The 13326-nt window shown below is 68.9% G+C and carries 9 protein-coding genes and 1 tRNA gene; all 10 read right to left on the minus strand.

Translation table 11 applies throughout. From position 1 onward, the window contains the following. Positions 1-68: 68 nt before the first annotated feature. Positions 69-203 (minus strand): DLW-39 family protein, encoded by a 135-nt coding sequence (locus tag ACFC0Z_RS20475; protein ID WP_003958712.1) that lies wholly within the window; start codon positions 201-203, stop codon positions 69-71. A 156-nt stretch (positions 204-359) separates the two neighbouring features. Continuing rightward, positions 360-433: transfer RNA gene (locus ACFC0Z_RS20480), tRNA-Ile, on the minus strand. 111 nt (positions 434-544) lie between these two features. Continuing rightward, positions 545-1165, minus strand: coding sequence for a DUF3566 domain-containing protein (locus ACFC0Z_RS20485; RefSeq protein ID WP_376439729.1), 621 nt, complete (start codon positions 1163-1165; stop codon positions 545-547). Between the two features lie 106 nt (positions 1166-1271). Beyond that, positions 1272-3875 carry a DNA gyrase subunit A gene (gene gyrA / locus ACFC0Z_RS20490; RefSeq protein ID WP_376439731.1) on the minus strand — a complete coding sequence of 868 codons (2604 nt, stop codon included), beginning with the start codon at positions 3873-3875 and terminating at the stop codon, positions 1272-1274. 41 nt (positions 3876-3916) lie between these two features. Continuing rightward, a complete protein-coding gene (gene gyrB / locus ACFC0Z_RS20495; protein WP_376439733.1) occupies positions 3917-5947 on the minus strand; it encodes a DNA topoisomerase (ATP-hydrolyzing) subunit B in 2031 nt (676 codons plus the stop codon). A 494-nt stretch (positions 5948-6441) separates the two neighbouring features. Then, entirely contained in the window at positions 6442-7017 is a 576-nt protein-coding gene (locus ACFC0Z_RS20500) for a DUF721 domain-containing protein (protein ID WP_376439736.1), read from the minus strand. Further along, positions 7014-8135 (minus strand): DNA replication/repair protein RecF, encoded by a 1122-nt coding sequence (gene recF, locus ACFC0Z_RS20505; protein WP_376439739.1) that lies wholly within the window; start codon positions 8133-8135, stop codon positions 7014-7016. Before recF ends, ACFC0Z_RS20500 begins: the two co-directional genes overlap by 4 nt. Before the next feature lie 59 nt (positions 8136-8194). Continuing rightward, positions 8195-9073 carry a phosphogluconate dehydrogenase (NAD(+)-dependent, decarboxylating) gene (gene gnd, locus ACFC0Z_RS20510; RefSeq protein ID WP_360798279.1) on the minus strand — a complete coding sequence of 293 codons (879 nt, stop codon included), beginning with the start codon at positions 9071-9073 and terminating at the stop codon, positions 8195-8197. 110 nt (positions 9074-9183) lie between these two features. Further along, complete coding sequence (gene dnaN / locus ACFC0Z_RS20515; protein WP_041130169.1) at positions 9184-10314, minus strand: DNA polymerase III subunit beta; 1131 nt, start codon at positions 10312-10314, stop codon at positions 9184-9186. A gap of 874 nt (positions 10315-11188) precedes the next feature. Next, on the minus strand, positions 11189-12973 hold the full coding sequence (gene dnaA, locus ACFC0Z_RS20520) for a chromosomal replication initiator protein DnaA (protein WP_376439742.1): 1785 nt from the start codon (positions 12971-12973) through the stop codon (positions 11189-11191). Between the last annotated feature and the right edge of the window lie 353 nt (positions 12974-13326).

The raw sequence follows: 13326 nt of genomic DNA on the forward strand, positions 1-13326 counted from the left end.
AAGCCCCGGCCCGCACTCGCGCGGCCGGGGCTTCACCCACGGACAGTCTTCGTCAGACGGTCTTCGTCTCAGACACCCGAACCTGCGGGCACGGAGTCGGTCGCCTCCGTCCACAGGTCCTGCTCGGCGCGGTCCGCCTGGATCTGGCGGTACACGAGGAGCCCGCCGATGGCGGCCAGTGCGACCAGGAGAAGCTTCTTCACCGCGAGACCTCGTCTTTCATTGACGTAGGGGGACTTCTGGCGTTCTGACGCCCACTCTACACATCGACCGATACCGATCGGTGACCTATGGGCGCTTCAAACCCCGTACAAACAAATCGACCCGGATGAACGAATCATCCGGGTCGATCTGAACTGTGGGGCTAACAGGATTTGAACCTGTGGCCTCATCCTTATCAGGGATGCGCTCTAACCAACTGAGCTATAGCCCCGCCGCGCTTTGCGGTGTGTGTCCCGCGCGCTGACTCCTGAACATTAGCGCACGTGGGGGCCAGTCCCAAAATCGGTTCCGAAGGACCGGCCCCACGCGGCGCGTACGAGGACTACTCGTCCTCGGCCAGCGTCAGCTCCACGCCGCCCACGAACCCGGCGGACAGGTTGTAGATGAACGCGCCGAGCGTCGCCAGGGCGGTCATCAGGACCACGTCGATCACCGCGATCACCGAGGTGAACGTGAGGACCCGCGGCAGCGAGAGGAAGGACTGCAGGTCGAAGCCGTTGGACTCGTTGGAGCCCGTGGCCTCGCTGATCGTGCCGCCGACCGTGGAGAAGACGCCCATGGAGTCCATGACCATCCACAGCACCGCCGCGGCCACGACCGTGCAGATGCCCAGCGCGATGGAGAGCAGGAAGCTCACCTTCATCACCGACCACGGATCGGCCTTGGCCACCCGCAGGCGCGCCTTGCGGGTGCGCGGCGTCGTACGCGCGCCCGTACGCGGCCTGCGCACGGCCCCCGCGCCCGCCTGGCCGCCCAGCGTGCCGCCCGCCAGGCCGCCGGCCTGACCGGCCGCCTGGCCACCCGTCTGGCCGCCCGACGCCGAAGCGCCGTACGCCTGCGGCGGGTGGTACGGGCCGCTCGGCTGCTGCGTGTGGGCACGCTCGCCGGGCAGAGGCCCGCTGTAGTTGTCGTACGAGGACTGCTGCCCTCGACTGTCCGTCACCGCAACCCCCTGGGAGTCCGTGGCGGGGCCACGGGCGCCGTTCGCTCCAGCACCAGCAGAAGCTCCGGCAGCCGCCGATCCGGCGCCCGTGGCTCCACTCACGCTCTTACTCCTCGTGCTCCCCGGCCGAGGGCTCCGTGCCCTCGACTGCCTCGACTGCCTCGGCACCGGTCTCGGCGTCGGTCTCGGCGTCGACCGCGTCGACGTCCTCGTCCTCACCGCCGGCCTCGGCGTTCCGTGCGATGCCGACGACGGCATCGCGCTTGCCCAGGTTGATCAGCTGGACGCCCATGGTGTCACGGCCGGTCTCCCTGACTTCGTTGACTCGCGTACGAATCACACCGCCGGACAGCGTGATGGCGAGGATCTCGTCGGTCTCCTCGACCACCAGCGCGCCCACGAGCGAGCCGCGGTCCTCCACGATCTTGGCGGCCTTGATACCGAGGCCGCCACGGCCCTGGACGCGGTACTCGTCGACGGGGGTGCGCTTGGCGTACCCGCCGTCGGTCGCGGTGAAGACGAACGTACCGGGCCGGACGACATTCATCGAGAGCAGGTCGTCGTCCTCGCGGAAACTCATGCCCTTGACGCCCGAGGTCGCGCGGCCCATCGGGCGCAGCGCGTCGTCCGTCGCCGTGAAGCGGATGGACTGCGCCTTCCGGGAGACCAGGAGCAGGTCGTCCTCGGCGGAGACCAGCTCGGCGCCGATCAGCTCGTCGTCGCTGCCGTCCTCCCGCTCGCGCAGGTTGATGGCGATGACGCCGCCGGAGCGGGGCGAGTCGTAGTCCTTCAGCGCGGTCTTCTTCACGAGGCCGGCCTTGGTGGCGAGCACCAGGTAGGGCGCGGCGTCGTAGTCGCGGATCGCGAGGATCTGGGCGATCTGCTCGTCCGGCTGGAAGGCGAGGAGGTTCGCCACGTGCTGGCCGCGGGCGTCGCGGCCGGCGTCGGGGAGCTCGTACGCCTTGGCCCGGTAGACCCGGCCCTTGTTGGTGAAGAAGAGCAGCCAGTGGTGGGTGGTGGAGACGAAGAAGTGGTCGACGATGTCGTCCTGCTTCAGCTTCGTCCCGCGCACGCCCTTGCCGCCGCGCTTCTGCGAGCGGTAGTCCTCGGTCTTCGTCCGCTTCACGTAGCCACCGCGCGAGATGGTGACGACGATGTCCTCCTCGGCGATCAGGTCCTCGATGGACATGTCACCGTCGAAGGGCACCAGCTTGGAGCGGCGGTCGTCGCCGAACTTCTCGACGAGCGCGGCCAGCTCCTCGCTGACGATCGTGCGCTGGCGCTCGGGGGAGGCCAGGATCGCGTTGTACTCGTTGATCTTCGCCTGGAGCTCGTCGTGCTCGGCGATGATCTTCTGGCGCTCCAGGGCCGCGAGGCGACGGAGCTGCATCTCCAGGATCGCGTTGGCCTGGATCTCGTCGATCGTCAGCAGGCCCATCAGGCCGGTGCGGGCGACGTCGACGGTCTCGCTGCGCCGGATGAGGGCGATGACCTCGTCGATCGCGTCCAGGGCCTTGAGCAGACCGCGCAGGATGTGGGCGCGCTCCTCGGCCTTGCGGAGCCGGAAGCGGGTCCGGCGCACGATGACCTCGATCTGGTGCGTCACCCAGTGGCGGATGAACGCGTCGAGGGAGAGCGTGCGCGGCACACCGTCGACGAGCGCCAGCATGTTCGCGCCGAAGTTCGTCTGGAGGTCGGTGTGCTTGTAGAGGTTGTTCAGGACGACCTTGGCGACGGCGTCGCGCTTGAGCACGATGACGAGGCGCTGGCCGGTCCGGGACGAGGTCTCGTCGCGGACGTCGGCGATGCCGCCGATCTTGCCGTCCTTGACGAGGTCGGCGATCTTCTGCGCGAGGTTGTCCGGGTTGGTCTGGTACGGGAGCTCCGTGACCACCAGACACTGGCGGTTCTGGATCTCCTCGACCTCGACGACCGCACGCATCGTGATGGAGCCGCGACCGGTGCGGTACGCCTCCTCGATGCCCTTGCGGCCGACGACGAGCGCGCCGGTCGGGAAGTCCGGGCCCTTGATGCGCTCGATGAGCGCGTCGAGGAGCTCCTCGTGCGAGGCCTCGGGGTGGGCGAGGTACCACTGCGCGCCGTCCGCGACCTCGCGGAGGTTGTGCGGCGGGATGTTGGTGGCCATGCCGACGGCGATGCCGGCGGAGCCGTTGATCAGCAGGTTCGGGAAGCGCGACGGCAGGACCGTCGGCTCCTGGTTCCGGCCGTCGTAGTTGTCCTGGAAGTCGACGGTCTCCTCGTCGATGTCCCGGAGCATCTCCATCGACAGCGTCATGAGCTTGCACTCGGTGTACCGCATGGCGGCGGCCGGGTCGTTGCCCGGGGAACCGAAGTTGCCGTTGGAGTCGACGAGCGGCATGCGCATCGACCAGGGCTGGGCGAGGCGGACGAGCGCGTCGTAGATCGAGGAGTCGCCGTGCGGGTGGTACGTACCCATGACGTCACCGACGACGCGGGCGCACTTGTAGAAGCCCTTCTCGGGCCGGTAGCCGCCGTCGTACATCGCGTACAGCACGCGCCGGTGGACGGGCTTCAGGCCGTCCCGTACGTCGGGGAGCGCGCGGGACACGATGACGGACATCGCGTAGTCGAGGTACGAGCGCTGCATCTCGGTCTCGAGCCCGACGGGCTCGATCCGGAGGACGGGCTCCTGCTCTTCGGTGGTGCCAGGGGTGTTTTCGTCGGCCATTGCTGGTCGTCAGTCCTTTCGTACGGTCAGCTGAGACCGACTCAGATGTCGAGGAAGCGAACGTCCTTGGCGTTGCGCTGGATGAACGAGCGGCGTGCCTCGACGTCCTCGCCCATCAGCACCGAGAACAGGTCGTCGGCCTGCGCCGCGTCGTCCAGGGTGACCTGGCCGAGGACACGGTGCTCGACGTCCATGGTGGTGACGCGCAGCTCCTCGGCGTTCATCTCGCCGAGACCCTTGAAGCGCTGGATCGAGTCTTCCTTGATCCGCTTGCCGTTCTGCTTGCCCAGCTCGACGAGCGCGTCCCGCTCGCGGTCCGAGTACGCGTACTCGAAGTCGTCCCGGCCCCACTTGATCTTGTAGAGCGGCGGGCGGGAGAGGTAGACGTGCCCGGCCTCGACCAGCGGCCGCATGAAGCGGAAGAGGAAGGTCAGGAGCAGGGTGTTGATGTGCTGACCGTCGACGTCGGCGTCCGCCATCAGGATGATCTTGTGATAGCGGAGCTTCTCGATGTCGAAGTCCTCGTGGACACCGGTGCCGAAGGCGGAGATCAGCGCCTGGACCTCGGTGTTCTGGAGGATCTTGTCGATACGGGCCTTCTCGACGTTCAGGATCTTGCCGCGGATCGGCAGGATGGCCTGGTACATCGGGTTGCGGCCGGACTTGGCCGAGCCGCCGGCGGAGTCACCCTCGACGATGAAGATCTCGCACTTGGTGGGGTCGTTCGACTGGCAGTCGGAGAGCTTGCCCGGCAGGGAGGCCGACTCCAGCAGGCCCTTGCGGCGGGTGAGGTCGCGGGCCTTGCGGGCGGCCACGCGCGCGGTGGCGGCGGTGATGCCCTTGCGGATGATGTCCGCGGCCTCGTTGGGGTTGCGGTCGAACCAGTCCGTCAGGTGCTCGAAGACGACCTTCTGGACGAAGGTCTTCGCCTCGGTGTTGCCGAGCTTCGTCTTCGTCTGGCCCTCGAACTGCGGCTCGCCGAGCTTGACCGAGATGATCGCGGTCAGACCCTCGCGGATGTCGTCACCCGTGAGGTTGTCGTCCTTCTCGCGGAGCAGCTTCTTGTCGCGCGCGTACTTGTTGACGAGCGTCGTCAGCGCGGCGCGGAAGCCCTCCTCGTGCGTACCGCCCTCGTGCGTGTGGATCGTGTTCGCGAACGAGTACACGCCCTCGCTGTACGAGGAGTTCCACTGCATCGCGATCTCGACCGAGAGGAGGCGCTCCTTGTCCTCGGCCTCGACGTCGATGACGGTGGGGTGGATGAGCTCGCCCTTGCGCGAGTTCAGGTACTTCACGAAGTCGACGATGCCGCCCTCGTAGTGGTACTTGACCGTGCGCGCGGCCGGCTCGGCGGTCGCCTCGGCGTCCGGGTCGTCGGCGCCGACGGTGGCCTTCGCGGACTCCCGCTCGTCGGTGAGCTGGATGGTCAGGCCCTTGTTGAGGAAGGCCATCTCCTGGAAGCGGCGCGAGAGCGTCTCGAAGGAGTACTCGGTCGTCTCGAAGATGTCCGGGTCGGACCAGAAGGTGACCGAGGTACCGGTCTCCGAGGTCTCCTCGTGCTTCGCGAGGGGCGCCGTGGGGACGCCCATCTTGTAGTCCTGGGTCCAGCGGTGTCCGTCGGTCTTGACCTCGACGGAGACCTTGGTGGACAGGGCGTTCACGACCGAGACGCCGACGCCGTGCAGACCACCGGAGACCGCGTAGCCGCCGCCGCCGAACTTGCCGCCCGCGTGCAGCACGGTCAGGACGACCTCGACGGCCGGCTTGCCCTCGGACGGGACGATGCCGACCGGGATGCCGCGGCCGTTGTCGACGACGCGGACGCCGCCGTCGGCGAGGATCGTCACGTCGATGGTGTCGGCGTGGCCGGCCAGGGCTTCGTCGACCGAGTTGTCGACGACCTCCTGCACCATGTGGTGCAGACCGCGCTCACCGGTCGAGCCGATGTACATGCCAGGGCGCTTGCGCACGGCATCCAGGCCCTCAAGAACCTGGATGTTGCTGGCGGTGTACTGGTTGTTCTCGTTGGGGTTGCCGGAATCGGCCACGAAGCGCCCTTTCTGGCACAGCACAGGCCGTTCTCCGGGCATACGGGAGCGGCTGCGTCGTTCGACATGTTCCGCAGGGTGGCGGGATTGTCTTCCAGTCTACCGGTAGCGCCGACACTCATGGGGGTTTGGCGGTCCCTGAGTCCGCATGTGCCGCCCTCGCCGGGACCAAGACGACTCCCCATATCCAGACAGGCCCCCCAGAGCCCCCTGACGGCCACCCAGCGCTTCGCCCCATAACCCTCCACCCAGAAACCCGCCACCGGACACTGGCCACGTTGTGGGCATGCGTTCCGCACCGCGTTGTGGGCATGCGTTCCGCCGGGGCCGGGGGTCCCCCCTGCTCGAGCGAAGTCGAGAGCTTGGGGGCGGGTGGACACACGCCCACGCGCACGGCGCCCTCTGCTTGGACCCGCCACCCATAGGGCCTGGCCCGTACCGCCAGAACGCACATGGGGCCGGCGCCCATAGACACCAGCCCCACCCCCGTACCGCCCGGCGCCCAAGCCGCCCGCGCTCTAGCCGTACGTGTCGCCCGGCCCCACAGACCCCGGCGCCCGCAACGGCCCGTACCCCCGCCGCGGCCCCTGCGGCCCCAGCACCTTGATCAGCCGTACCGTCCCGTGCCCGAGATCCTCGTTGAGCCGGGCCACCAGCCGCGGCGCCAGCAGCCGCAGCTGCGTCGCCCACGCCGTGGAGTCGCACTGCACCGTCAGCACCCGCGCGTCCGGCTCGTCGTCGAACTTCACCGGCACGCAGTGCTTCGCCAGGTCCTCCCCGACGATCTGGGGCCACCGCCCCATCACCCCGCCGACCGCCGCCGGCGTCTCCCAGCCGCGCTCGGTGATCAGCCGGTTGATCGCCGAACCGAGCGCCATGGGGTCGCGCCCGTCGGCGCGCGCGCCGGAGCGCAAGCCGCCCCCGCGCCGCGCCTGCTTCTTCTGCTGCGCCGCCGCACCCTTGGCCCGGGCCGCCTCCTTGGCCGCGCGCAGCGCGACCCGGGCGAGATCCACACCGGACGCCTCCGGAACCGCGGGCTTGTCCACAGCCTGTGGGGATTCCTGCGCCTTGCCGCCGTCGCCTTCGCCGCTCATACCCGTTCCACCGTCCCTCCGGCCACCGCGTACCGCGTCCCCGCGAGGATCCCCGGCACGTCGTCGTCCACAGCCGCCGTGACGAGCACCTGCTCTCCGCCCGCGACCAGCTCCGCGAGCCGCTCCCGGCGCCGCGCGTCGAGCTCGGCGAAGACGTCGTCGAGGACGAGGACGGGCTCGTTGCCCTCGGAACGGAGCAGGTCGTACGAGGCCAGGCGCAGCGCGAGCGCGTACGACCAGGACTCCCCGTGACTCGCGTACCCCTTCGCCGGCAGGTCGCCGAGGCGCAGCAGCAGGTCGTCGCGGTGCGGTCCGACGAGCGTGACGCCTCGCTCGACCTCCTGCTTGCGGACCTCGCCGAGCGCGGCGAGCAGCTGCTCGTACAGCTCCTCGCGGCTCTGCCCGGGGCCCGGCGCGGAGGGCTTGTACTCCAGGAGCAGCGGTCCGCCGCCCGGCGCGAGCTGTTCGTACGCCTTGTCGGCGAGCGGCTGGAGGGTGTGGATCAGGTCGAGCCGCTGCGCGAGCAGCTCGGCTCCGGCGCGCGCGAGGTGCTGGTCCCACACGTCGAGGGTGGACAGGTCCATGCCCCGGCCGCCGTGCCGCCGCGCCATGGCGGCGGACTTCAGGAGCGTGTTGCGCTGCTTCAGCACGCGCTCGTAGTCGGAGCGCACGCCCGCCATGCGCGGCGTGCGCGCCGTGATCAGCTCGTCGAGGAAGCGCCGGCGCTCGCCGGGGTCGCCCTTCACCAGGGCGAGGTCCTCGGGCGCGAAGAGCACGGTCCGGACGATCCCCAGCACGTCACGCGGTCTGACCTGCGAGGACCTGTTGATACGGGCGCGGTTGGCGCGGCCCGGATTGAGTTCGAGCTCGACGAGCTGGGAGCGTTCGCCCTGGGTGACGGCGGCGCGGATGATCGCGCGCTCGGCCCCCATCCGTACGAGCGGGGCGTCGGAGGCGACGCGGTGGCTGCCGAGGGTCGCGAGGTAGCCGACCGCCTCGACGAGGTTGGTCTTCCCCTGGCCGTTGGCCCCCACGAACGCGGTGACGCCCGGGTCGAGCGGAACCTCGACCCGGGCGTACGAGCGGAAGTCGGCCAGCGAGAGATGCGTGACGTGCATGGTGGGCGCCGACCTTCTTCCCCCGGCGGCTGTGCACCGCGGGGTGCACAGCCTGTGGATTACTTCTTCGTCTCGACCGCGTGGCCACCGAACTGGTTGCGCAGCGCGGCGATCATCTTCATCTGCGGGGAGTCGTCCTGGCGGGAGGCGAACCGCGCGAACAGCGAGGCGGTGATCGCCGGCAGCGGGACGGCGTTGTCGATGGCGGCCTCGACCGTCCACCGGCCCTCGCCGGAGTCCGAGGCGTAGCCGCGGAGACCGTCCAGGTGCTCGTCCTCGTCGAGGGCGTTCACCGCGAGGTCGAGCAGCCAGGAACGGATGACCGTGCCCTCCTGCCAGGAGCGGAAGACCTCGCGCACGTCCGTGACGGAGTCGACCTTCTCCAGGAGCTCCCAGCCCTCGGCGTAGGCCTGCATCATGGCGTACTCGATGCCGTTGTGGACCATCTTCGCGAAGTGGCCGGCGCCGACCTTGCCGGCGTGGACCGAGCCGAACTCGCCCTCGGGCTTGAGGGCGTCGAAGATCGGCTGGACCTTCGCGACGTCCTCGGCGGAGCCGCCGTACATCAGCGCGTAGCCGTTCTCCAGGCCCCAGACGCCGCCGGAGACGCCGCAGTCGACGAACCCGATGCCCTTGGCGGCGAGCTCCTCGGCGTGCTTCTCGTCGTCGGTCCAGCGGGAGTTGCCGCCGTCCACGACGATGTCGCCGGGGGAGAGCAGGTCGGCCAGCTCGTCGATCGTGGACTGGGTCGCGGCACCGGCCGGGACCATCACCCACACGACGCGCGGGCCCTTGAGCTTGCCCACAAGCTCTTCGAGGCTGTGGACATCGGCGAGGTCCGGGTTGCGGTCGTATCCGATGACGGTGTGGCCTGCGCGGCGAATGCGCTCGCGCATGTTGCCGCCCATCTTGCCGAGACCGACGAGACCGAGCTCCATCAGAGATTCCTTAAGCGTCGTGTGCGGTGTACCCGGGACCGAGCCTACGCCCGGCCCCCGCCGCACACCTGTGGGGTCAGCCGCTCAGGCGATGCCCCCGTTTCCGCTCGTCAGCCCGACAGACGCACCGGCATGATCAGGTACTTGTACGCCTCGTCCGCCTCCGCGTCGAGCGCGGGCTTGCCGCTCAGGAGCGCGGGCTTCGTGGACGTGGTGAAGGAGAGCTGGGCGACCGGGGAGTCGATCGCGCTCAGGCCGTCCAGGAGGAAGGTCGGGTTGAAGGCGATCGAGATGTCGTCGCCGTCGAGCTGCGCGTCGACCCTTTCCACAGCCTGTGCGTCGTCGCTGGAGCCGGCCTCCAGGATCAGCACGCCCTGCTCGAAGCTCAGGCGGACCGGCGTGTTGCGCTCGGCGACCAGGGCGACGCGCTTGACGGCCTCGACGAACGGCGCGGTCTCGATCACCGCGACCGAGTTGAACTCGGTCGGGAAGAGCGTCCGGTACTTCGGCAGGTCGCCTTCCAGGAGGCGGGTGGTGGTGCGGCGGCCCGCACCCTCGAAGCCGATGAGGCCCTCGCCCTTGCCGGAGCCCGAGAGCGCCAGGGTGACCGTGTCGCCGCTCGTGAGCGCCTTGGCGGTGTCCAGGAGCGTCTTGGCGGGCACCAGGGCCACGGCTGACGCATCGGGGGACTCCGGCTTCCACAGGAACTCGCGGACCGCGAAGCGGTAGCGGTCGGTGGAGGCCAGGGTGACCGTGTCGCCCTCGATCTCGATGCGCACACCGGTGAGGACGGGCAGCGTGTCGTCACGGCCGGCGGCGATGGCCACCTGGGCGGCGGCGGAGGCGAAGACCTCGCCGGGGACCGTGCCGGTCGCGGTGGGCATCTCCGGCAGCGCCGGGTACTCCTCCACCGGCAGGGTGTGGAGGGTGAAGCGGGAGGAGCCGCAGACGACGGTCGCCCGTACACCGTCTGTGGAGATCTCCACCGGACGGTTGGGGAGGGCGCGGCAGATGTCGGCGAGCAGACGGCCCGAGACGAGGACGGTGCCGTCCTCCTCGACCTCCGCCTCGACGGAGACGCGGGCCGAGACCTCGTAGTCGAAGCTCGAGAAGCTCAGGGCGCCGTCCTCGGCCTTCAGCAGAAGGCCCGCGAGTACGGGCGCCGGCGGACGGGCCGGGAGGCTGCGGGCCACCCAGGCCACCGCCTCGGCGAGTACGTCGCGCTCCACCCGGATCTTCACCGGAACCGCCTCCTGCTTGTTGCTGGCTCTTCGTCGACTGCGGGAACCAGTCTGACGTACGCCGCCGACACTCGTCGCTGCTCCTGGGTCAAATCGCGACGAGGGCGCGTCGGAGCTCCGGAGGCGAGTTGTCCACACGTCCCACTTCGAAGCGAATTCCGGGCTAACTCTATGTGGGAGTAGTAGTAGGGCCTGTGGAAACCGTGGATAACGTCGTTTTCGCAGGTCAGGTGCGGTTTTTTGTCCACCGACCCTGTGGGTGAACCCCGTGGACAACTGGGGTGTTCTGTGGACACCCGAAAGTTCTGCACACCCGATACACAGGCCATGGGGAGTTCTCCCCAGCACTGTCCCCAGCTTTCCCCAGGTTCCCCACAGCCCAAACGTCTCCCTTGGTGTGACCGCTTTCACTCTGGCCGGTGAGCGGGGGTGTTTCGTTGCCGAACAGTGGACAGCGGTGTGGAGAAGCTGTGGGCAACCGACCCCCGCCTGTGGGCAGCCGGTGGACAACCTCCGAGACGCCCTGTGGACGAAAGATTCATCCACAGGCTGTGGAGATCGTTTGCCAACAATTCCACAGGGGCCTGACCTGGGGTGATGGACTGTCACCAGGCCAGCCTGTGGACACATTCCGGATAACTTCGTAGTCCCCACCCTGTGGACGGGAGATCATCCCCCAATCTGTGGAGAACCTGCCACCGGAACGGAGTAATCGAACAGCCCGCGCTCGTACACAGCTGTGCACGGTGGGGCTGTGTACGACGAAGGGGGCCCGGGAACACGACGAAGGGCGTCCGGGAGGACGACGAAGGGCGCCCCGGGAGGTGTCCCGAGGCGCCCTACAGAGGCTCTGGAGGCCCTGATCGGCCCTGTGTCAGCCGTTCTTGATGCGGTTGGTGAGCTCGGTGACCTGGTTGTAGATGGAGCGCCGCTCCGCCATCAGGGCACGGATCTTCCGGTCCGCGTGCATCACCGTCGTGTGGTCGCGGCCGCCGAACTGCGCGCCGATCTTCGGCAGTGACAGGTCCGTCAGCTCACGGCACAGGTACATCGCGATCTGCCGGGCTGTCACCAGGACGCGGCTCCGCGAGGATCCGCAGAGGTCCTCCACCGTCAGCCCGAAGTAGTCGGCCGTGGCCGCCATGATGGCCGGGGCGGTGATCTCCGGCGAGCTGTCCTCGCCGCCGGGGATCAGGTCCTTGAGGACGATCTCGGTCAGCCCCAGGTCCACCGGCTGCCGGTTGAGGCTCGCGAACGCCGTCACCCGGATCAGCGCGCCCTCCAGCTCACGGATGTTCCGCGAGATCCGGGAGGCGATGAACTCCAGCACCTCCGGCGGGGCGTTGAGCTGCTCCTGCACCGCCTTCTTGCGGAGGATCGCGATGCGCGTCTCCAGCTCCGGCGGCTGCACGTCGGTGGTGAGACCCCACTCGAAGCGGTTGCGGAGCCGGTCCTCCAGGGTCACCAGCTGCTTGGGCGGCCGGTCCGAGGAGAGCACGATCTGCTTGTTCGCGTTGTGGAGCGTGTTGAACGTGTGGAAGAACTCCTCCTGCGTCGACTCCTTGCTCGCGAGGAACTGGATGTCGTCGACGAGCAGGATGTCCACGTCGCGGTAGCGCTTGCGGAACGCGTCGCCCTTGCCGTCGCGGATCGAGTTGATGAACTCGTTCGTGAACTCCTCCGAGCTCACGTACCGCACGCGCGTGCCCGGGTAGAGGCTCCGCGCGTAGTGCCCGATCGCGTGCAGCAGGTGGGTCTTGCCGAGACCCGACTCCCCGTAGACGAAGAGCGGGTTGTACGCCTTCGCCGGCGCCTCGGCCACCGCGACGGCGGCGGCGTGCGCGAACCGGTTCGAGGAACCGATGACGAAGGTGTCGAAGAGGTACTTGGGGTTCAGGCGCGCGTGCTGCTCGCCCGGCGCCCCGGAACCGCCCTGCCCGGAGGAACCGGAACCCGAACCGGGACCGCCCGGCACGTGACCGCCGCCGTGGACCGGCCCGCCGCCCGGCCGGGGGCCGGGACGGGCGCCGGGGCCCTGCGGGTCGGGAAGCTCGGCCCGCTCGGGACGCTGCGGCTGCTCGTACCCGCGCGCGGGCTCGTCGTACCGGGGCTGCCGGGACTGCTCGGGACCGGTGTACGGGGCGCGCTCCTGGTAACCGCCGAGGCGCGGCTGCTGCCAGGACAGGTCCTCCTGGGTGCGCGGCCAGGAGCCCGGGTCGGGCCGCTGCGGCTGCTGGTACTCCGGATAGGCCGGCCGCACGGTCGGCAGCGTGTCCTCGGGGAGCTGACGGTGTCCGTACCCTTCGTACTTCTCGTACGCGTCGGGCCCCGGTCGCTCGTCGTAGCGGGGCTGCTGCGCGGGAGGCGCCGGCGGGGTCGGCTCGCCGACGGAGTCGTCGACGGTGATCGCGATCCGGATCGGACGCCCGCACTCGCGGCTCAGGGTCTCGCTGATCAGCGGGGCCAGCCGGCCTTCGAGGACGCGCTTCCCCCACTCGTTGGGCACGGCGAGGAGAGCGGTGTCGGCCACCAGGGCCAGCGGCTGGCAGCGCTCGATCCACTGCTTGTCCTTGGCCTCGATCCCTTGCTGGCCTTCGCCGAGGAGGTGCTCGAGGACGCGTGGCCACACTGCGGCAAGATCGGCAGGTACGTCAGCCACGGAGCACGCTTTCTCGCAGAGGATCAGGTGAGGAGGGAGAGGAAGGACAGGAAAGGACAGAACGGAAAAGACTGTGGAGTCTCCCCACGGTAGTCGGGGCGGCTGACGCGGTTCAAGTTGTTGTCCACAGCCTGTGCATAATGGACCATGGCGACAGGTCGGTTTGACCGGATGGCGTAGCCGCGCGTACCGTGACCAGGTCGAGTTGTCGATGGCTGCTGCCGCCTGCCTCCGATGGGCAAAGATCACGATCTGTGGTCGCGAAGCGGTGCAATCGGGCGTTACGAGCTACTCGTGGGCGCACGGTGACAGCCAGGCGATGTCCCGCCACCACCCGAATCATTTCTGGAGCC

Origin of the sequence: Streptomyces sp. NPDC056144, assembly GCF_042264145.1 — a bacterium.
In the GTDB taxonomy this organism is placed as follows: domain Bacteria; phylum Actinomycetota; class Actinomycetes; order Streptomycetales; family Streptomycetaceae; genus Streptomyces.

What these genes read in the sequence shown, in the direction of transcription:
- gyrA (WP_376439731.1), bottom strand. Translation starts at nt 3,875, where the DNA reads ATGGCCGACGAAAACACCCCTGGCACCACCGAAGAGCAGGAGCCCGTC.
- ACFC0Z_RS20500 (WP_376439736.1), bottom strand. Translation starts at nt 7,017, where the DNA reads ATGAGCGGCGAAGGCGACGGCGGCAAGGCGCAGGAATCCCCACAGGCT.
- recF (WP_376439739.1), bottom strand. Translation starts at nt 8,135, where the DNA reads ATGCACGTCACGCATCTCTCGCTGGCCGACTTCCGCTCGTACGCCCGG.
- gnd (WP_360798279.1), bottom strand. Translation starts at nt 9,073, where the DNA reads ATGGAGCTCGGTCTCGTCGGTCTCGGCAAGATGGGCGGCAACATGCGC.